Below are 18040 nucleotides of genomic sequence, written 5' to 3'. Positions count from 1 at the left end.
ATGACAGCGCGATAACGCCACCGCTCACCAGCGGCGCTCAGGAGGCCGCGCGCAGCAATCGGGTGTGCTCGACTTGCCGAATAAGCATCAGCTCGAGCACGGCCGGGGCCAGGGGCGGGGAAAACAGGAACCCCTGCACTTCCGAGCAACCCAGGGCGCGCACCAGTTCGAGCTGTTCGGGGGTTTCCACCCCTTCGGCCGTGGTGGTCATCCCGAGGCTCTGCCCCAGCCCGATCACCGCGCGGATGATAGCCAGATTGTCGCTGCGGGTGGTCAGATCGCGCATGAAGGAGCGGTCGATCTTGATCTTGTCGAAGGGGAAGGAGCGCAGATAGGAAAGCGAGGAATAGCCGATGCCGAAATCGTCCATGGAAATGCGCACACCCATGGCGCGCAGCTGATGCAGCGCCCGCAGGGTCGATTCGTTGTCGGCGAGCAGCAACGATTCGGTGATTTCGAGCTCGAGGCGGCTCGCGGGCAGGCCCGCATCGGCAAGCGCCGAGCGGATTACGCTCACCAGTTCCTTGTTGCGGAACTGGACGGTTGAAAGGTTCACTGCAACGCGCACCCCGTCGGGCCAGGTGGTGGCCGTGCGGCAGGCCTCGCGCAGCACCCATTCGCCCAGTGGCACGATGAGGCCGGTTTCCTCGGCAATGGGGATGAACTCGGCGGGAGAAATCGAACGCTCCGCGCAATCCCAGCGCAACAGGGCCTCGACGCAGCCGATCTTGTTGTGCTCCAGATCGAGCAAGGGCTGGAAGACGAGGCGCAGCTCGTCGCGCGCCAGGGCGGCCCGCAGGCCCGCTTCGATGCTGCGGCGCTGCTGCAACTCCTCGTCCATACCCGTTTCAAAGAAATGGAAGGTGGAGCGGCCATCCGCCTTGGCCTTGTAGAGCGCCATATCGGCATGCTTGACCAGGGTATCGGTGTTCACCCCATCCTGGGGCGCCATGGCGATACCGACCGAGGCGCTGATATCGATCTGGTGCTCGCCGATGGTAAAGGGGGCCGCCATGGCCTTGACGATGCGGTTGGCCACCTTGGCCGCATCGGCCTCGCTCGACACCGAGCGCAGCAGCAAGGCAAATTCATCGCCCCCCAGGCGGGCCAGCAGGTCGTTGTCGCGCGTCGTGCGCCACAAGCGCATCCCGGCTTCCCGGATCAGCTCGTCGCCCACCGCATGGCCCAGCGTGTCGTTGACACCCTTGAAGTGGTCAAGATCGATATACAGCACCGCCGCCTGTTCGCCGCGCCCGATCGCGGCTTCCGCATTGGCCATTTCCTCGAGGAACTGCACCCGGTTGGGCAGATCGGTCAGGGCGTCATGGCGGGCGAGATAGCGGATGCGCGCCTCGATCTGGCGCTGCTCGGTGATGTCTTCGTGGCTCGACACCCAACCGCCATCCTTCATCGGATGGTGCTGCATCATGATAACGCGGCCGTTGAATTCATGCACGTTCTTGCCGTATTCGCCGCGCGCGATGATGTCGCGGCGCCAGGCGATATATTGCTGCCGGGACGTGCCCGAACTCATGCCGCTATCGAACAGGTGGCCCAAGATTTCTTCGAGCTGCGTACCGGGGCGCACCAGCGCCTCGGGCAGATTGTAGATGCGCTGATAGGGCTCGTTGCAGATCACGAGGCGCCCCTGGGCGTCGCACATGCACAGACCCTGGGAGATATTGTTGACCGCCGCGTCGAGCCGGATGTTCTGGCGCTCGAGTTCGCGCCCGCGCTTTTGCATCACCTCGGTGCGCGCGATTTCCTCGGTCACGTCCTCATGGGTGATCACCCAGCCCAGCGCCGGATTGAACACATGGGCGGTTTCGATGATGCGCCCGCCCCGCACCGCTTCCTGGCTTTTGTGGCGCGCGCCATCGCGATTGGCCAGCAATTCGCCGGCATAGGCCGCGTAAAAGGCCTCGGGGGTTTGGTCGGGGTGATTGCCCAGGCTCGACGAGATCCCCACCACCGCCTCGAGCGTCATGCCGACCTGGAGGTGCTCGGGCTCAAAACCATAGATTTCGCAATAATGCTGGTTCCACAGCACCAGGCGAAATTGGGGGCTCCACACGCAAAATCCATAGGGCATGCTTTGGAGCGCCGCATCCAGCAGCAGCGCCCCGGACATCTCGCTCAAACTTCCAGCGTCCAATGCCCGCACGAGCCGACCCCTTCCGCGGTGCTTTGCGCACAACGGACTAACGCTAGAGGTCGGCTCTTAAGGCCCGATTAACGCGGAAGGCTTATGGGCGCTCCGCCTTGCGATTGCGCGCCGCCCAAGTCTTGAGCCGCAAGCCGTTGAGGCGGATGAAGCCCTCGGCATCATGGTGGTCATAAGCGACCGCGCCTTCCTCGAAGGTGACGAGGTCCATGGAATAAAGCGAGTTGGGCGAGGTGCGCGCAATCACATTGGCGCTGCCCTTGTAGAGCTTCACCGTGACTTCGCCCGACACATAGTCCTGGCTCTTGTCGATCATGGCCTGCAGCATCTCGCGCTCGGGCGAGAACCAGAAGCCGTTATAGATCAGCTCGGCATATTTGGGCATCAGCTCGTCCTTGAGGTGAGCTTCGCCGCGATCGAGCGTGATCGATTCAATGCCGCGATGGGCCACCAGCATGATGGTGCCGCCCGGCGTCTCATAAAGCCCGCGCGACTTCATGCCGACAAAGCGGTTTTCCACGAGGTCGAGACGGCCAATGCCATGCTTGCCACCGAGCTCATTGAGCTTGGTCAGCAGCGCGGCCGGCGACAGCTTTTCGCCATTGACCGAAACCGGATCGCCCTTTTGGTAGCCGATGGTGATGATCTCGGGCTCGTTGGGGGCCTGTTCGGGATCAACCGTGCGCTGGGGCACATAGTCGGGATAAGGCACGCCGGGATCTTCCAGCACCATGCCTTCCGAGGAGGTGTGCAGCAGATTGGCGTCAACCGAGAACGGGGCTTCGCCGCGCTTGTCCTTGGACACCGGGATCTGGTTGCGCTCGGCATAATCAAGCAGCTGGGTGCGGCTGCGCAGGTCCCATTCGCGCCAGGGAGCGATCACCTTGATCGATGGGTCGAGCGCATTGGCGGTCAATTCAAACCGCACCTGGTCATTGCCCTTGCCCGTGGCGCCATGGGAGATGGCATCGGCGCCGGTTTCCTGGGCGATTTCAACCAGGCGCTTGGCGATCAGCGGGCGGGCAATGGAGGTGCCCAGCAGATACTGACCCTCATACACCGCATTGGCGCGGAACATGGGAAACACGAAGTCGCGCACGAATTCCTCGCGCAGGTCCTCGATGCGGATATCCTTGATGCCGAACATCTCGGCTTTCCGGCGCGCCGGCTCGAGCTCTTCGCCCTGCCCGAGGTCCGCGGTGAAGGTCACCACTTCGCAGTTATAGGTTTCCTGCAGCCATTTGAGGATGATGGAGGTATCCAGGCCGCCCGAATAGGCGAGCACGACCTTCTTGATGTCTTTTGCCATAACTTTGGTTCTTGCGCTTGGGGGTTGGCGCCAGCTGGCGCCACAAATCGGGCGCACCCTATTCAGCCCGGGCCGGGCATGCAATTGTCCGGGCCGAATTTCTTGAGCACCCCTATGCCCGCCTTTGTTCCTGATCTTTCCGTGCTGCTCGCCTTTGCGCTGGCGGCTTTCGTGCTGGCGATCACGCCCGGACCAGACATGGCGCTACAGATCTCGCGCGCCATCAATTACGGGCGTGGGCATGGCTTTGCCACGGCAGCGGGGGCGATGAGCGGCATCCTGGTGCATACGGGCTTGGCCGCTTTTGGCATTTCGGTGCTGATCGTGGCGGCGCCGACGGCATTTCTCGTGCTCAAGATCGCTGGCGCCCTTTATCTTTTGTGGCTGGCCTATGGCGCGGTGATGCATGGAGGCGGGCTGCGCCTGGCCGAACGGGCGGCCCGAACGCCAACGCTGCGCGAAAGCTATGCCACCGGGATCGGGATCAATCTGCTCAATCCTAAAGTGGTGCTGTTTTTCGTGACCTTCCTGCCCCAGTTCGTTGACCGGCACGATCCGGCCGCGCCCGGCAAGCTGTTTTTCCTGGGGGGCGAATTCATCCTGGTTTCGATCCCGGTCGCCATTGCCATGGTGCTGGCGGCCGAGCGCATGGCGGGCCTGCTCGCGACCAACAAGCTAGTGCAGCGCGCGCTCAACTGGAGCTTTGCGGCGGTGTTCACCGGTTTTGCCCTGACCATCCTCCTTGCCGAAGGGCGCCGCTAGGAACGGCTGGCCGCGTTTGTTCGTTAGCCCGGCAAAACAAGAGGGCAAGGCATGGACGTTCTGCGCATTATCCTGTCGGTGATCATTCCACCGGTCGGCGTCTTTCTTCAGGTGGGGCTCGGGCTGCAGTTCTGGCTCAATATCCTGCTGACGCTGCTGGGTTATTTCCCCGGCCTGATCCACGCCGTGTGGGTGATCTTGCGCAAATAGAACTAGTCGCGCGGCTTGCGGCTGGCGCGCCGCTCCCGCGTCATGCGAGTGGGGGCGTGGAAGTCGGGCCGCTTGGTTTGCACCCACGCAATGAACTCGGCCAGTTCCTGATCGGCCCGCAGCGCCTCGACGTCGTTGAGCTTGCTCGCCAGCTCGGTTTCGGAAAACCGCGCGTGAATGGCGCTGTGGCAGATCTGGTGCAGCTGCACCGTACCCAAATGGGTACCGCCCTTGAGGCGCGGCGTCAGATGATGGCGGCTGGATTTGGCTTCGGGCGGGATGGGGCGTTCGCACAGGGGGCAGATCAAAGGCGCCCTCGCCGCGGCCAAGCGCTCCGCTGCCGCGATGGCCGCATCGATGCGCCGTTGCGATGGTCTTGGCATCAGCCGATTTCGGCGAAGCGCAGCAGATACCCGTCCGGATCCTGCACACAGAACTGGCGTTGCCGCACCACGCCGCTGCCCGCCTGATAGATCTTGGTTTCAACGGGCAGGAACAACGCGACGCCGGCCGCCGCAAGGTGCTCGAGCACGGGATCAAGGGCGCTGACGCGGATCTGTAAGTTGATGCCGCGCCCGAAGGGAGGCTCGAGCGACCCCGTCTTCCAGTCTCGAGCCAAGCCGAGTTGGTCGAGCATGAGAAGGGCCCCTTCCCGCTCCAGCATGGCAAAGCCTTCGGCGGGCCGCTCGTAGCGAACGGCAAAGCCCAGGAGCTCGCAGTAAAAGCGCAGACTGCGCGAGAGATCGGCGACGGACAACTCGGGGATCAATGCCGGATCGCCGCCCATCGCTGCTCCCTTAGCCGGCGAGCGCTTCGCGATCCTTGCGGCTCAAGCGCTCGCTTTCGCTCTTGAGCTGGCCGCAGGCCGCAAAGATGTCGCGCCCGCGGGGCGTGCGCACGGGGCTGGCATAGCCGGCCTTGTTGACGATATCGGCAAAGCGCTCGATCCGTGAGGAAGGCGAGGTGCCATAGTTCGAGCCGGGCCAGGGATTGAACGGGATCAGGTTGATCTTGGCAGGAATGCCCGCGAGCAGCCGCACCAGTTCACGCGCCTCGGCATCGCTGTCATTGATGCCATCGAGCATCACATATTCAAAGGTGATGCGGCGGGCATTGCTGAGGCCCGGATAATTGCGGCAGGCTTCCAGCAGCTCTTCGATCGGCCACTTCTTGTTGATGGGCACCAGCACATCACGCAGATCATTGTTGGTGGCATGCAGCGAAATGGCCAGCATCACATCGATCTCGCGCCCGGTGGGCTCGATAAAGGGCACGACGCCAGAGGTCGAAAGGGTAATGCGGCGCTTGGACAGGCTCATGCCGTCGCCCGCCGACGCGATCAGCAGGGCCTGCTTGACGTTCTCGTAATTATAAAGCGGCTCGCCCATACCCATCATCACGATATTGGTGATGGCACGGCTCCCGTCAGCCGGAACAAGACCGCCATCATCGGGGCGGCTGCCGCCGGGGAAATCGCCCAGCCGCTCGCGGGCCATCAGCACCTGCCCGAGAATTTCCCCGGCGGTGAGATTGCGGACAAGCTTTTGCGTGCCGGTATGGCAGAACGAGCAGGTAAGCGTGCACCCGACCTGGGAGGAAACGCAAAGCGTGCCGCGGTCCTGCTCGGGGATATAAACGGTTTCCACCTCGACGGGTGGATAGAGCGGATTGGCGGGATCGCGGAAGCGGAACAGCCATTTGCGGGTGCCATCGCTCGAAACCTGCTCGGAAACGATCTCGGGGCGATCAAGGATGAACTTGTCGGCCAGCAGCTGGCGCACCGGTTTGGCGACATTGGTCATGCGCTCGAAATCGGTGACCCCGTTCACATAAAGCCAGTTCCACAACTGGCTCGCGCGCATCTTGCTTTCGCGCTCGGCAATACCCGCGCCCACCAATGCCTCGGCGAGCTGCGGCTTGCCCAGGCCGATCAGCGAAGGCCGGCTGGCAACCGGCGAACGCACGGCAGACGAATGGTCAAGATTAAGCGCAATGCTCATGGGGGCAAAGGTCCGGAAGGTGCGGGATCAGGTGGCCAATAGCATATGGAGCGCCCCGGCGCAAAGTCACGGGCCCGGGAGGTGCTGAGGGGCTGCTATTCGCCAGGCGCGGGGTGATCCTCGCCGGGCGCGGGGCGATCAAGCGTGGTGGCCCAGAAGGCCACGGCGGCAACGCCAGCAAAGAAGACGGCATAGAGCGAAAGAAAGGTTATCTCGTTCATTCTTCGAGCCCTCCCAGGGTGCGCCTTCCCAACCAATGTAGGCCAGCGCTAGCCAGGATACAACCAATCACCACGGCAAAGGCCGCAAGGCTGGGATTGGCCGACTGCGCCAGTGCAACAATGGGAGTGAACCCGCCCACCCCCATCACCGCAATTGCCGCGCCGTTGAGGTAAGTGGCGGTCAGCTTGCGCTGTTCATTGGGGACGAGCTTGCTCAATCCCTCAGCATTCGGCGGCGACGGCCTGGGTGGCAGCGGTGGAGCCGGCGAGCGAGAAGGTTTGCGCCACCTTGATGCCGGCACTGGTGGTGCCTTCAACGACCAGGCTCGAGCCGGCGCGGATGGCGCTGGCGAGCGCATCGCTTTGCCCGGCATCCTCGAGCCAGGCGGCATCGTTCTGGGTAAAGAGATTGAAGGTCTGCCCATTCACCGTGACGGTCGCGCCGCTATCGGGCTGGAAAGTGAAGCCGGCAACCAGGTTGAACTCGCTGGCGACATTTTCGCCGGGCCGGCTGGTGAGGTAGAGATAGGCCTGCGTATAGCCGTCGGGCGTGGGGGTCACAGTGGTGGGCTTGGTCATGGCAAAGCAGACCGGCCCGGCCCCATCGGACGCTGCATAGCTCGACCAGTCCCGGAAATCACCGAGCAGCCGCACCGACTGGGCTGCAGCGCTGCCAACCGAAAGCAGGCTGGCCACGACCACAAGCGAAACAAAGCGCGAAACCATAAGGGGCCTCATCAAACACAGGAAGGACGAGGGCCGCGACGCGGCACCTCGCCCGGATAGAAGGATTGCTCGAGCGGGGTCCAGCCCCGATCAGGCGCAGGCTGCGTCGATGGCGTTCATCGCCGCCGTGGCGCCCGAAAGCGAATAGGTGTCGATCGTGTTGGTGCCGCGCTGGGAGGTGCCGCGCACCTGCAGCTTCGTGCCGCCCTTGAAGGCCTGGACAAACCCGCCTTCGTCGCCGGTCGAAGCCAGCCAGGCGGCCGAGCCCTCGGTGACCATCGGATAGGACTTGCCATCAATCGAAGCGCTGGCCTTGGCGTCGCTGCTGTTGAAGGGGTAGCCGATAATGGTCTGCACCTCGTTCTTGGTGCCCATGCCCTTGCGGTGAATGATCATGAAGTGAATGGGGTCGCGATTAACACCGGCGGGCTCGCTCGATTGCGGCGCGGCCGAGATATAGCAGAGCACCCCCGAAGCATCGGTCGCCTGCCAGGCGGTCCAGGCATTGAAACTGCCGAGCTCGGTTGCCTGCTGCGCCTGCGCGACAGGGGCCAGAGCCATGACCGCGCCGACCGCGAGCCCAAACACAAGGCTACCGGTTTTCAACGTCATCGCCAAATCTTCCTCATCTTTGAAGGTACGCATCTAGTGGGATTTGCTGCTCGCAAGCTTAAGCCCCACATGGTTACTAAGGTGTCAAGCGCCGCCACGCCCCAGCGCCAGCCATCAAGTGAGCGGCAATCGTGACGCTAAAAAGGCGCGGGGCAGCGGCAATGACGTGCTTTGCAGGTAAAGGGTCAAGCTCGCGTTAACACTGCCGTGAGCGGCTCACGCTTCGAGCGAATAACTTTGCTCGACCACATAGGGGCCGCCACCCACCGAGTCACGGCTGGAAAACAGCACAAAGCGCCTGGGCGTGAATTCAAGCGGCTCGAAGCGCCCGGCCTCGGCGATAAAGCGGGCCACCTCCTCGGGCGCCGAGCCGCGCAACCTGGCCAAGGTTATATGGGGCACGAATTTGCGGCCCTCGGCGGGAAGGCCGGCGCGCTGCAGCACCCGCTCCTGGGCCGCCTGCAGGCGGCTGAGCGCCTCGCTGGGCTCAACTGCGGCATAAAGCGCGCGCGGCTTGGCCCCGCCAAAGGCACCCAGATGGGTCAGCCGCACCGGAAAACTCAGAGACTGGCTGAGCCGGTCGAGGCTGTCGGCGACTTCATTGGCGGTGCCGTGATCCACATCACCGATGAAGCGCAGGGTGATGTGGTAATTCTCGGCATCGATCCAGCGCGCGCCGCTGAGGCCGCCGCGCTTGAGCGACAGGGCAAAGGCGATATCGCCGGGAACTTCAAGGCCAGTAAACAGCCGGGGCATGAGGCCTCCTTTGCCCGCGGGCAGGCAAGACAATCGCAGCCAGCCTAGCATAACTGCCTGAGAGGGGCAGTCGAATCGTCGCGGCTGGGCGAACAGGGTTGTAAAGGACTTCTCCCCCATCCATATTACCGATCAAGTGGCGCCCAACAACGCCCTCGGCGGGAGGAAACCGCCTTATCCGTCAGTGAAAGGATAGTGCATATGGCTGAATATGACCGTCAGACCCTGAATGCGCGGGCCGGCTCGGCCTTAGCCATCGACGAGGGCCTGCGCAGTTACATGCTGCGCGTCTACAATTACATGGGCATTGGCCTGGTGGTAACTGGCCTTGCGGCCTGGTTTGCTGCCGCCGCTGCCATCACCACCAATCCAGATGCCGCCGTGGCCCAACTGGCCAATGGCCAGTATGTGACCCAGTGGGGTTACCTGCTTTATGCCAGCCCGCTGCAGTGGGTCGTGATGCTCGCGCCCCTCGCCTTCGTGATGGTGCTGAGCTTTGGCATCAACAAGCTCTCCGTGCCCGCCGCCCAGGCCACTTTCTGGGCCTTCTCGGCGATCATGGGCCTGTCGATGAGCTCGATCTTCCTGGTTTACACCGACGCTTCGATCGCCAAGGTTTTCTTCATCACCGCGGCCACCTTTGGCACGATGAGCCTTTATGGCTACACCACCAAGCGTGACCTGACGGCGATGGGCTCGTTCCTGATGATGGGCCTGATCGGCCTGATCATCGCCTCGATCGTCAACATCTTCATGCAGTCGAGCATGATGGAGTTCATCATCTCCGCTGTCGGCGTGCTGATCTTTGTGGGCCTGACCGCCTATGACACCCAGAAGATCAAGGAAAGCTATGCCGAGCACCATGGTGCCGACACGCTGGCCAAGAACGCCATCATGGGTGCACTGTCGCTGTATCTGGACTTCATCAACCTGTTCATGATGCTGCTCCGCCTGTTCGGCAACCGCGAATAATCCCGACCCGCGGCCACCCGCCGCGGATTTCGATGGACACTGTTTGGGGACCGCAGTCATAAAGGCTGCGGTCCCTTTGCTTTGTCGAGTTGACGTATCGTGTCCGACTTCCGCCTGCGCCCGTTCGAGTGGTCCGATGTGCCCGCGATCACCCGCATCTACCGACATTATGTCGATCACACCGCCATTACCTTTGATACCGAAGCGCCCGACGAAACGGCCATCGCCGAGAAATATGCGGGCCTCTTGCGCTTGGGTCATCCGGTGATCATCGCCGAGCGCGCGGGCAAGCCCATCGGCTATGCCTATGCCAGCTTTTATCGGCCCCGCGCCGCCTATCGCTTCACCTGCGAGGATTCGCTTTACCTAGACCCTGCCGAAACCGGGCGCGGCATCGGCAAGGCAATGCTGAGCGAGCTTTTGGCGCAGTCGCGGGCCTTTGGCTTCAAGCAGATGCTGGCGGTGATCACCGCCGATACGGCCAACTCGGTCGGCATCCACGAGAGATTTGGCTTCCGCCGCGTCGGCTATTACGAAGCGGTTGGCCTCAAATTCGACCGCTGGCACGACATCGTGCACCTGCAACTGGCGCTTTGATCGAGCAGCTTGTTGAACCGATGAGCCTGAGCAACATCCGCTCAGGCGCGGGCTGCAGTCCGCCAAACCGGCAACTGGCGGTTAACCCACCACCGCCAGTTGCGGATCGAGCACGCGGAGCACCTGCGCCAGTTCGTGGCCGCGCTTGAGGATGCGGCCCTGCTGGTTGGTGACGGCATATTGCCCCTGGCGATTGCGCAGGCGGGGGGTTTTCTCGATCAGGTAAAGCGGGCGCTCGGACACGCGGGCATATACCGAAAACACTGCCCGCTCGCGCAGGAAGTCCATAGCGTAATCTCGCCACTCGCCCTGAGCGACCTTGCGGCCATAAACCGACAGGATCAGCGCCAGTTCCTTGCGGTCAAAGGCAACAATGGCGGGGACCTTGCTGGGCTGCGGACTGGGCGGCGCCTCGGCCTGATGCACCAATTCGAGCTTCACCGGCTTGCTGTTTGGAACACGCGCTTGCACGCTTGGCCTCGCACTCCTTGTTGCAGAACCGTCATGATCGCGGCATTCGACCGGCGATGCAAGCGCTTCACGGCACCGCCATCGCCCTAGGCCAAAATACCCCATTTAGGCCACACTGCTTCCCTTTGGCTGCCCCATTGCACCGCGACAGTGTCATCGTTGCCCCAAGGCTGGTGGCTGGCCGACCGAGCCCCCCGAAGAACGCCGCCACCAGTTCCTCCAAAGAGCAGTCAACTTCTCCCGTCCCTGGTTTCCAGCGGCGGGAGATTTGTTTTGAGGGTCAGCGTTCGTAGGACGCAGCGCCCAGAATGGCTCCAGGCAGCCCATTGCGGTCTTCCTGCACGATCACGGCGATGCCGTCGCCCGCTTCGGCGGCAAGTTCGGCCAATGGCAGCTTGAACCGAGCCCCCGCCTCGCCCTCCCACATGCCCAGCATGTGCCGACCGGTGACCACCTGGGTATAGCTCATCGCCTTGCCGGCGTTTTCGCCGCGCTCGATCTGCACCTGCGCCTGGCGCAGATAGGTGACGAGCCAAACCACCGCATCGGCGGTTCCGGCACGAGGGCCGATCTCGACCTCGAGCATGCCGGCATCGCTTTCGATATCCACCGGCAGGGTCAGGCTGGCCGAACGAATGGCGCTATGCACTTCGGCGCGGCGCGATCCCACCACGTCCTGCTTGCCGTTGACCACCATCTGGGGCGTGTAGATGCGCGGTGTGCCCCAGCTCTTGGCATAGGCGCGCTGGCGGTCGGAATTGGCGGGATCGCCAAACGTGTCCTTCCAGCCCACATAATCCCAATAGTCGACGTGGAAAGCGAGGGCGATGACATCGTCGTCCTTGCCCAGGCTCGACAGCAGCGCATCGGCCGGCGGGCAGGACGAGCAGCCCTGGCTGGTGAACAATTCTACCACAGCCTTGGGCCGCTCGCGCAGGCTTTCGGCCTGGCTAGAGGGGGCCATGGCCAGAAGTGCGATCATCGCCATGATTACGGCGGGGGTGCAAGGAGGAACCATCCCCAAGTTGTAAGCCACAGATTGGTTGGCCCGCCAGTCAAAACGGGGTGACAAATACCGGCTCGGTTAACCTTAGGCGGGAGCGTGGCAGACCAGCTCCAGGTTATTGCCGTCGGGATCGAGCACAAAGGCGGCATAATAATCGGGACCGTAATTGGGCCGGAGCCCCGGGCCACCATTGTCGCGGCCACCTGCGGCGAGAGCGGCGGCATGGAATGCATCCACGGTCGCGCGGTCGGGGCTGCGTAGGGCGACATGGACCGGCATCGCGCCGTCGGCTGCGGTCAGCCACAGATCGGCGGGTTCGCCCGTTCCGCCCAGCCCCGCAACCCCGGGATAGGCCGCTTGCTGGCTATAGCCGAGCGGAGCCAATGCTGCCTTGTAAAAAGCCAGCATCGGCTCGAACTGCCCGGTGACAATGCCCAGATGATCGATCATTTTTTCCACTCCATTTGCGTATGGCGGAACCCTCGCAGCCCCTTGCGACAAACCCTGTCAGCAGCAAACGAAAATGGCGGCCCCCAAGGGCCGCCATCAAGAATTATCTGGCGCGGGAATGAACCCTTATGCGGCCACGAGGCTGCGCAGCACATAGTGCAGGATGCCGCCATTCTTGTAGTAATCGAGCTCGTTGGCCGTATCGATGCGGCAACGGGTTTCGATGATAAAGCTTGTGCCGTCGGCGCGGGTGATCTTGACCGGCACAATAGCACGGGGAGCCAGGTTTTCCACCCCGACGATGTCGATGGTTTCGGTGCCGTCGAGCCCCAGCGTCTGCCAGCTCTCGCCGTCCTTGAACTGCAGCGGGATCACGCCCATGCCCACAAGGTTGGAGCGGTGAATACGCTCGAAGCTCTGCGCGATCACGGCCTTAACGCCCAAGAGATTGGTGCCCTTGGCCGCCCAGTCGCGCGATGAGCCCGTGCCATATTCCTTACCCGCAAAGATCACGAGCGGCGTGCCCTGGCCCTGATAGGCCATGGCCGCATCATAGATCGGCATCTGCGAGCCATCGGGACCCTTGGTGAAGCCACCTTCAACGCCCGGCAGCATCTGGTTCTTGATGCGGATATTGGCAAAAGTGCCGCGCATCATCACCTCGTGGTTGCCGCGCCGGGCGCCATAGGAGTTGAAATCGCGCGGGGCGACCTGGTGCTCCTGCAGATATTGGCCCGCCGGGGTGGAGGGTTTGAACGAGCCGGCCGGGGAGATGTGGTCGGTGGTGATCGAGTCAAGGAACAGGGCCAGCACCCGCGCGCCGTTGATATCGGTCACCGGCTTGGGGGTCATGTCCATGTCTTCGAAATAAGGCGGGTTCTGCACATAGGTCGAGGAGCTGTTCCAGCCATAGGTTTCGCCGCCTTCGATGGCGATGGCCTGCCAGTTGTCGTCGCCCTTGAACACATCCGAATAGCGCCGCTTGAACATTTCAGGCGTCACATGGGTGCGCACGATCTCGGCGATCTCGTGATTGGTGGGCCAGATATCGCGCAGATAAACCGGCTGGCCGTTCGAGCCGATGCCCAGCGGCTCAGTGGTGATGTCGACATTCATCGAGCCGGCAATGGCATAGGCCACAACGAGCGGCGGGGAAGCGAGGAAGTTCGCCTTCACATCCGAATTGACGCGGCCTTCGAAATTGCGATTACCCGACAGCACCGACGCAGCCACCACGTCGCCGGTCTGGATCGCCTTGGAGATGGCGGCCGGCAGCGGGCCCGAATTGCCGATGCAGGTGGTGCAGCCATAGCCGACAAGGTTGAACCCAAGGGCATCAAGATCGGCCTGAAGGTTCGCGGCGGTGAGGTAGTCGGTCACCACCTGCGAGCCGGGGGCCAGCGAGGTCTTGACCCAAGGCTTGGAGTTGAGGCCGAGGGCGCGTGCCTTGCGGGCAACGAGACCGGCAGCCACCAGCACCGATGGGTTGGAGGTATTGGTGCAAGAGGTGATGGCAGCAATCACCACATCGCCATGGCCGATGCTGAACTCTTCGCCTTCCACGGGAACGCGGGTGTCCTCGGTCTTGCCAAATTCCTTGGGCAGCCCTTCGATAAAGGCCTGCTTGGCATTGGTCAGAACGATACGGTCTTGCGGGCGCTTGGGACCCGAGATCGAGGGCACGACGGTGGAAAGATCGAGCTCGAGGGTCGAGGTGAACACCGGATCGGGCGAATTGGTGTCGCGGAACATGCCCTGGGCCTTGCTATAGGCCTCGACCAGCGCCACGCGCTCGGGATCGCGGCCCGAAGTGGTGAGGTATTTCAGCGTATCGGAATCGACGGGGAAGTAGCCGCAGGTGGCGCCATATTCAGGGGCCATATTGGCAATGGTCGCCTGGTCTTCGAGGCTGAGGTAGTCGAGACCCGGGCCATAGAACTCGACGAACTTGCCGACCACGCCCTTCTTGCGCAGCATTTCGGTGACGGTCAGCACGAGGTCGGTGGCGGTGATGCCCTCGTTGATCTTGCCGGTGAGCTTGAAGCCCACGACTTCGGGGATCATCATGGTGATGGGCTGGCCGAGCATCGCGGCCTCGGCCTCAATGCCACCCACGCCCCAGCCCAGCACCGCCATGCCATTGACCATGGTGGTGTGGGAATCGGTGCCCACCAGCGTATCGGGATAGGCGACGATCTCGCCGTTCTCTTCGCGCGTCCACACGGTCTGGGCGAGATATTCGAGATTGACCTGGTGGCAGATGCCGGTGCCGGGGGGCACGACGCGGAAATTATCGAAGGCCGACTGGCCCCAGCGCAGGAACTCGTAGCGTTCGCCATTGCGCTCATATTCGAGCTCGACATTCTGCTCGAAGGCCATCGGCGTGCCAAAGCTGTCGACCATCACCGAGTGATCGATTACGAGGTCGACGGGCACCAGCGGATTGATCTTTTGCGGATTGGCGCCGAGCTTGGCGGTCGCATCGCGCATTGCGGCCAGATCCACCACGGCCGGAACGCCGGTGAAGTCCTGCATCAGCACGCGCGCCGGGCGATAGGAGATTTCGTGCTCGGTGCTGCGCGTCTTGAGCCATTCGGCCACAGCCAGGATATCGGCCTTGGTGACGGTGCGGTCATCTTCGAAGCGCAGCAGGTTTTCCAGGACCACTTTCATGGAATGGGGCAGCGCGGAAACGCCCTCCAGCCCGTTCTTTTCGGCTTCGGCGATGGAATAATAGGTGTAGCGCTTGCCGCCGACCTCAAGGGTCGATTTGGCGTTGAAGCTGTTCAGTGAGGTCACGGTGTTCCGCCCTGTCATCTAGCGTTGCGGCGAACGCGGGGCGTGCGGCCAAAGGGGCCGGGCAACCGCCCAAAGACGTCGCCTTTCCTGGAATGACTCCAATCTAGAGGGCTTATATCCAACAAAGATTACCCTTGCCAGTGCCGCCTTTAGTTCAATACGAGATGGGGCCATGTCCCCTCGGCAAGTGTTTCCAGCCCTGCATCTGCGCGCCCAAGGCCTTCAATGCGGACGGGGCGGCACGCCCCTTGGCCGGCCTTTGGACCTCATGGCCGGACCGGGCACGGCCCTGCTGCTGCGCGGACCCAATGGCGCGGGCAAGACAACGCTGCTGCTGACGCTCGCGGGCGTAGTAGCGCCCATAGCGGGCAGCCTTGCGCTCGACGGCGTTGATCCCGATGAGGGGCCATTTCTCCATTTCTGCGGCCACCGCAACGCCGTCAAGCCGCGGCTGAGCGTCGAAGAAAACCTGCAGTTCTGGGCCGCGCTGAACGGCGGCGATGGCCTGCCGGTGCTCGATGCGCTGGAACAGGTGGGTTTGGGCGCGCTGGCCCGGCTCGATGCCGGCTATCTGTCCGCCGGCCAGGGGCGGCGCCTGGCGCTGGCCCGGCTGCTGGTCTCGCCGCGCCCGCTGTGGCTCCTTGATGAACCCACCGCCGCGCTCGACCGGCAGGGCCAGGCATTGGTTGCCGGCCTTATCGATGCGCAACTGCAAAGCGGCGGCATTGTCGTGGCTGCCACCCATGACGAACTCGCCCTCGCCGATCCCACGCGGATCGCTACCCTGACGCTGGAGCCGAGCCGGTGAGCGGTTTTGCGGCGGCGCTCGGGCGCGACCTCCGCCTCGCCTTGCGCGGGGGTGGCGATGTGCTGACGCTCGTCCTCTTTTTTGTGATCGTGGGCGTCGTTGTGCCCTTTGCCGTTGGTCCCGATCAGGCGCTGCTCGCCCGGCTCGCGCCCGGCATGATCTGGATCGCGGCGTTCTTGTCCATGCTGCTCGGGCTCGATCGCCTGTTCCGGCCCGACCATGAGGATGGCACCCTGCTGCTCTTGCGTCAGGCGGCACTCCCCATGCCCGCGATCATCGCCGCCAAGCTCCTGGCGCACTGGCTGCTCGCGGCCTTGCCGCTGCTTCTTGCCAGCCCGCTGCTGGCAATCTTGTTGTCCATGGACCTTGCGAGCTTTTGGCGCACCCTGCTGTCGCTGCTGGTGGGCACGCCAGCGCTTGCGGCCTTTGGTGCTATCGGCGCGGCGATAACGGTGGGCATCGGCCGAGGCGGTTTGCTGGCCCCGATCCTCATCGCGCCCCTCTCGGTGCCGGTGCTGATCTTTGGCGTTGGCGCCATTCCGGCCGGCCCGGGACCCGATCAATCCGGCAGCGCCCTGCTGTTTCTCGCGGCGATTAGCCTCATCGCCTGCGCCACTGCGCCCTTTGCTGCGGCTCTTGCGATAAGTGCGAGCGAGGATTAGTTGAGCCCCATGACGCTTGCAACCGCACCCAAACAGCGCTGGTGGAACCGCATTGCCCATCCGGGGCAGTTCGTCGCCTGGACGCGCCCGCTGCTCTGGCCCCTGACCCTGGCCACCGCGCTCCTGTTCCTGGCTGGGCTGTGGCTCGCCTTGTTCAACTCGCCCCAGGACTACCAGATGGGCGACACCGTGCGCATCATGTATGTGCATGTGCCCACCGCGTGGCTGAGCCAGTTCGTTTACGCGACCATGGCCGTTTCGGCGCTGGGCACCCTGGTCTGGCGCCACCCGCTGGCCGATGTGGCGATGAAGACCGCCGCGCCCCTGGGCGCCTGCTTTACAGCGCTGGCGCTCTTTACCGGCTCGCTTTGGGGCCGCCCGACCTGGGGTACGTTCTGGGAATGGGACGGGCGCATGACCTCGACACTGGTCCTGCTGTTCATCTATCTCGGCATTATTGCGCTCTGGCGCGCCTTTGACGACCAGCTGCGCGGCGCCCGGGTGATTGCCGTCTTCACCCTCGTGGGTGCGGTCAATATACCCATCATCAAGTTCTCGGTGGATTGGTGGTCGACGCTGCACCAGCCGGCAAGCGTTTTCCGCGCCGATGGCCCGCGCATGCCCGGATCCATCCTGACGCCGCTGTTTGTGATGTTTTTTGCCTTCACGCTGTTGTTCGTCACGCTCCAGCTCAAGGCCATGCATACCGAGATCAAGCGGCGGCGCGTTGCCACGCTCGAGCGCCGGGCGGCGCAGGGAGCGGCAGGCGCATGATCGATCTTGGACCCCATGCGCTGTTTATCGTTTGCGCCTATGGCGGCGTTGCCCTTGTGGTTGCGGCGCTGATCGGCTGGACCCTGTGGGACGCGCGCCGCACCGAGCAGCGGCTCAAGGACCTTGAAGCGCGCGGCATCCGCCGCCGCTCGGCCGAGCCCGTCGCCTGATGCGCTTTCTCCTTTTCGCCCTGCCCCTGCTGCTGCTGGCCGGTCTTGTTGCGATTTTCGCCAGCACCATGAACCGCGATCCCTCGCTGGTGCGCTCGGTGCTGATCGACAAGCCGGCGCCGGTTTTCGCGCTCGAGCCCGTGCCCGAGCTGGGCGTGCCCGGCTTTGCCACCCAGGACCTCACCGGCGGGGTGACCGTGGTCAATGTCTTTGCGTCCTGGTGCATCCCCTGCCGCGCCGAGCACCCGCTGCTGACGAACCTCAAGAACAGCGGCGAGATCCGGCTGTTTGGCATCAACCAGGCCGACGCCCCCGAAAATGCCCGCGCCTTTCTGGCCGAACTGGGCAATCCCTATGACGCCGTGGGCGCCGACCGCGACCGGCGCGTGTCCATCGACTGGGGCGTTTACGGCGTACCCGAAACCTTTGTGGTCAATGCCCAGGGGATCATCACCTTCAAGCATGTGGGCCCGCTGACCCCCACCAGCCTCGAGCAGGAACTGTTGCCCGCCATTGCCGCGGCGCGGGGATAAAGTTCAGGGCTTTTCATCCGGCGCGAAGCGCCCTCGAT

The 18040-nt window shown here is 63.3% G+C and carries 23 protein-coding genes; 9 read left to right on the top strand and 14 right to left on the bottom strand.

What is annotated here, in order from left to right:
• Positions 1 to 37: 37 nt before the first annotated feature.
• Positions 38 to 2131 (bottom strand): sensor domain-containing protein, encoded by a 2094-nt coding sequence (locus tag AC3YMN_RS08415; protein WP_489889806.1) that lies wholly within the window; start codon positions 2129 to 2131, stop codon positions 38 to 40.
• Between the two features lie 115 nt (positions 2132 to 2246).
• On the bottom strand, positions 2247 to 3473 hold the full coding sequence (locus AC3YMN_RS08410; protein ID WP_489889665.1) for an argininosuccinate synthase: 1227 nt from the start codon (positions 3471 to 3473) through the stop codon (positions 2247 to 2249).
• Between the two features lie 114 nt (positions 3474 to 3587).
• Between AC3YMN_RS08410 and AC3YMN_RS08405 the strand changes: the two genes are divergently transcribed.
• A complete protein-coding gene (locus tag AC3YMN_RS08405; protein WP_489889664.1) occupies positions 3588 to 4235 on the top strand; it encodes a LysE family translocator in 648 nt (215 codons plus the stop codon).
• Between the two features lie 51 nt (positions 4236 to 4286).
• Entirely contained in the window at positions 4287 to 4445 is a 159-nt protein-coding gene (locus AC3YMN_RS08400) for a YqaE/Pmp3 family membrane protein (protein ID WP_072343446.1), read from the top strand.
• A 2-nt stretch (positions 4446 to 4447) separates the two neighbouring features.
• Here AC3YMN_RS08400 and AC3YMN_RS08395 read toward each other — a convergent pair whose 3' ends face one another.
• From AC3YMN_RS08395 to thpR, 8 genes are all read right to left on the bottom strand, one after another.
• Positions 4448 to 4828 carry an HNH endonuclease family protein gene (locus tag AC3YMN_RS08395; protein WP_489889663.1) on the bottom strand — a complete coding sequence of 127 codons (381 nt, stop codon included), beginning with the start codon at positions 4826 to 4828 and terminating at the stop codon, positions 4448 to 4450.
• The gene (locus AC3YMN_RS08390; protein ID WP_172121543.1) at positions 4828 to 5232 is read right to left on the bottom strand and encodes a bleomycin resistance protein; all 405 of its coding nucleotides are present in this window, start codon (positions 5230 to 5232) and stop codon (positions 4828 to 4830) included. Before AC3YMN_RS08390 ends, AC3YMN_RS08395 begins: the two co-directional genes overlap by 1 nt.
• Positions 5233 to 5242: 10 nt before the next feature.
• Positions 5243 to 6445 (bottom strand): dual-specificity RNA methyltransferase RlmN, encoded by a 1203-nt coding sequence (gene rlmN, locus AC3YMN_RS08385; RefSeq protein ID WP_172121544.1) that lies wholly within the window; start codon positions 6443 to 6445, stop codon positions 5243 to 5245.
• A 95-nt stretch (positions 6446 to 6540) separates the two neighbouring features.
• Positions 6541 to 6666 carry a hypothetical protein gene (locus tag AC3YMN_RS08380; RefSeq protein WP_489889662.1) on the bottom strand — a complete coding sequence of 42 codons (126 nt, stop codon included), beginning with the start codon at positions 6664 to 6666 and terminating at the stop codon, positions 6541 to 6543.
• Entirely contained in the window at positions 6663 to 6884 is a 222-nt protein-coding gene (locus AC3YMN_RS08375; protein WP_489889661.1) for an amino acid transporter, read from the bottom strand. The genes AC3YMN_RS08380 and AC3YMN_RS08375 overlap by 4 nt, the downstream gene beginning before the upstream one ends.
• A 4-nt stretch (positions 6885 to 6888) precedes the next feature.
• The gene (locus AC3YMN_RS08370) at positions 6889 to 7392 is read right to left on the bottom strand and encodes an invasion associated locus B family protein (RefSeq protein ID WP_489889660.1); all 504 of its coding nucleotides are present in this window, start codon (positions 7390 to 7392) and stop codon (positions 6889 to 6891) included.
• Between the two features lie 90 nt (positions 7393 to 7482).
• Positions 7483 to 8004, bottom strand: a complete 522-nt coding sequence (locus tag AC3YMN_RS08365) for an invasion associated locus B family protein (RefSeq protein ID WP_127754737.1) — start codon at positions 8002 to 8004, stop codon at positions 7483 to 7485.
• Positions 8005 to 8220: 216 nt separating this feature from the next.
• Positions 8221 to 8760 (bottom strand): RNA 2',3'-cyclic phosphodiesterase, encoded by a 540-nt coding sequence (thpR, locus tag AC3YMN_RS08360; protein ID WP_127754738.1) that lies wholly within the window; start codon positions 8758 to 8760, stop codon positions 8221 to 8223.
• A gap of 201 nt (positions 8761 to 8961) precedes the next feature.
• Here thpR and AC3YMN_RS08355 point away from each other — a divergent pair, with 201 nt between their 5' ends.
• The gene (locus AC3YMN_RS08355; protein WP_127754739.1) at positions 8962 to 9732 is read left to right on the top strand and encodes a Bax inhibitor-1/YccA family protein; all 771 of its coding nucleotides are present in this window, start codon (positions 8962 to 8964) and stop codon (positions 9730 to 9732) included.
• 99 nt (positions 9733 to 9831) lie between these two features.
• Positions 9832 to 10329 (top strand): GNAT family N-acetyltransferase, encoded by a 498-nt coding sequence (locus AC3YMN_RS08350; RefSeq protein ID WP_127754740.1) that lies wholly within the window; start codon positions 9832 to 9834, stop codon positions 10327 to 10329.
• Between the two features lie 81 nt (positions 10330 to 10410).
• On the opposite strand, the gene AC3YMN_RS08345 is transcribed toward AC3YMN_RS08350, so the two are convergent.
• The 4 genes from AC3YMN_RS08345 to acnA all read right to left on the bottom strand — a co-directional run bounded on the left by AC3YMN_RS08345 (position 10411) and on the right by acnA (position 15055).
• Positions 10411 to 10758, bottom strand: coding sequence for a DUF2794 domain-containing protein (locus AC3YMN_RS08345; protein ID WP_248305368.1), 348 nt, complete (start codon positions 10756 to 10758; stop codon positions 10411 to 10413).
• Positions 10759 to 11080: 322 nt separating this feature from the next.
• Positions 11081 to 11782 (bottom strand): DUF1223 domain-containing protein, encoded by a 702-nt coding sequence (locus tag AC3YMN_RS08340; RefSeq protein ID WP_164854909.1) that lies wholly within the window; start codon positions 11780 to 11782, stop codon positions 11081 to 11083.
• A 108-nt stretch (positions 11783 to 11890) separates the two neighbouring features.
• Positions 11891 to 12256: a VOC family protein gene (locus AC3YMN_RS08335; protein WP_127754743.1), complete on the bottom strand. Its 366-nt coding sequence runs from the start codon at positions 12254 to 12256 to the stop codon at positions 11891 to 11893.
• Between the two features lie 126 nt (positions 12257 to 12382).
• The gene (acnA, locus tag AC3YMN_RS08330; protein WP_127754744.1) at positions 12383 to 15055 is read right to left on the bottom strand and encodes an aconitate hydratase AcnA; all 2673 of its coding nucleotides are present in this window, start codon (positions 15053 to 15055) and stop codon (positions 12383 to 12385) included.
• Between the two features lie 199 nt (positions 15056 to 15254).
• On the opposite strand from acnA, the gene ccmA reads away from it, so the two are divergent.
• From ccmA to AC3YMN_RS08305, 5 genes are read left to right on the top strand one after another with little or no spacing between them, the layout of a single operon-like run.
• Complete coding sequence (gene ccmA / locus AC3YMN_RS08325; protein WP_489889805.1) at positions 15255 to 15863, top strand: heme ABC exporter ATP-binding protein CcmA; 609 nt, start codon at positions 15255 to 15257, stop codon at positions 15861 to 15863.
• Positions 15860 to 16525 (top strand): heme exporter protein CcmB, encoded by a 666-nt coding sequence (gene ccmB / locus AC3YMN_RS08320; protein WP_489889659.1) that lies wholly within the window; start codon positions 15860 to 15862, stop codon positions 16523 to 16525. The genes ccmA and ccmB overlap by 4 nt, the downstream gene beginning before the upstream one ends.
• A gap of 9 nt (positions 16526 to 16534) precedes the next feature.
• Positions 16535 to 17299: a heme ABC transporter permease gene (locus AC3YMN_RS08315; RefSeq protein ID WP_489889658.1), complete on the top strand. Its 765-nt coding sequence runs from the start codon at positions 16535 to 16537 to the stop codon at positions 17297 to 17299.
• Complete coding sequence (gene ccmD, locus AC3YMN_RS08310; RefSeq protein ID WP_489889657.1) at positions 17296 to 17469, top strand: heme exporter protein CcmD; 174 nt, start codon at positions 17296 to 17298, stop codon at positions 17467 to 17469. The genes AC3YMN_RS08315 and ccmD overlap by 4 nt, the downstream gene beginning before the upstream one ends.
• A complete protein-coding gene (locus AC3YMN_RS08305; RefSeq protein WP_127754749.1) occupies positions 17469 to 18002 on the top strand; it encodes a DsbE family thiol:disulfide interchange protein in 534 nt (177 codons plus the stop codon). The genes ccmD and AC3YMN_RS08305 overlap by 1 nt, the downstream gene beginning before the upstream one ends.
• Positions 18003 to 18040 lie beyond the last annotated feature (38 nt).

It is taken from the genome of Devosia sp. Z11_6 (genome assembly GCF_058133665.1).
Note: the sequence above shows the minus strand (reverse complement) of the source record. Positions and strands in the feature narration are given on the sequence as shown.

Coding starts and splice junctions, on each gene's coding strand:
- AC3YMN_RS08380 (WP_489889662.1), bottom strand. CDS start 6,666: ATGAACGAGATAACCTTTCTTTCGCTCTATGCCGTCTTCTTTGCTGGC.
- ccmD (WP_489889657.1), top strand. CDS start 17,296: ATGATCGATCTTGGACCCCATGCGCTGTTTATCGTTTGCGCCTATGGC.
- AC3YMN_RS08305 (WP_127754749.1), top strand. CDS start 17,469: ATGCGCTTTCTCCTTTTCGCCCTGCCCCTGCTGCTGCTGGCCGGTCTT.
- AC3YMN_RS08390 (WP_172121543.1), bottom strand. CDS start 5,232: ATGGGCGGCGATCCGGCATTGATCCCCGAGTTGTCCGTCGCCGATCTC.
- AC3YMN_RS08395 (WP_489889663.1), bottom strand. CDS start 4,828: ATGCCAAGACCATCGCAACGGCGCATCGATGCGGCCATCGCGGCAGCG.
- rlmN (WP_172121544.1), bottom strand. CDS start 6,445: ATGAGCATTGCGCTTAATCTTGACCATTCGTCTGCCGTGCGTTCGCCG.
- AC3YMN_RS08315 (WP_489889658.1), top strand. CDS start 16,535: ATGACGCTTGCAACCGCACCCAAACAGCGCTGGTGGAACCGCATTGCC.
- AC3YMN_RS08370 (WP_489889660.1), bottom strand. CDS start 7,392: ATGGTTTCGCGCTTTGTTTCGCTTGTGGTCGTGGCCAGCCTGCTTTCG.
- AC3YMN_RS08340 (WP_164854909.1), bottom strand. CDS start 11,782: ATGATCGCACTTCTGGCCATGGCCCCCTCTAGCCAGGCCGAAAGCCTG.
- AC3YMN_RS08355 (WP_127754739.1), top strand. CDS start 8,962: ATGGCTGAATATGACCGTCAGACCCTGAATGCGCGGGCCGGCTCGGCC.
- AC3YMN_RS08405 (WP_489889664.1), top strand. CDS start 3,588: ATGCCCGCCTTTGTTCCTGATCTTTCCGTGCTGCTCGCCTTTGCGCTG.
- AC3YMN_RS08335 (WP_127754743.1), bottom strand. CDS start 12,256: ATGATCGATCATCTGGGCATTGTCACCGGGCAGTTCGAGCCGATGCTG.
- AC3YMN_RS08410 (WP_489889665.1), bottom strand. CDS start 3,473: ATGGCAAAAGACATCAAGAAGGTCGTGCTCGCCTATTCGGGCGGCCTG.
- AC3YMN_RS08415 (WP_489889806.1), bottom strand. CDS start 2,131: ATGTCCGGGGCGCTGCTGCTGGATGCGGCGCTCCAAAGCATGCCCTAT.
- thpR (WP_127754738.1), bottom strand. CDS start 8,760: ATGCCCCGGCTGTTTACTGGCCTTGAAGTTCCCGGCGATATCGCCTTT.
- AC3YMN_RS08365 (WP_127754737.1), bottom strand. CDS start 8,004: ATGACGTTGAAAACCGGTAGCCTTGTGTTTGGGCTCGCGGTCGGCGCG.
- AC3YMN_RS08400 (WP_072343446.1), top strand. CDS start 4,287: ATGGACGTTCTGCGCATTATCCTGTCGGTGATCATTCCACCGGTCGGC.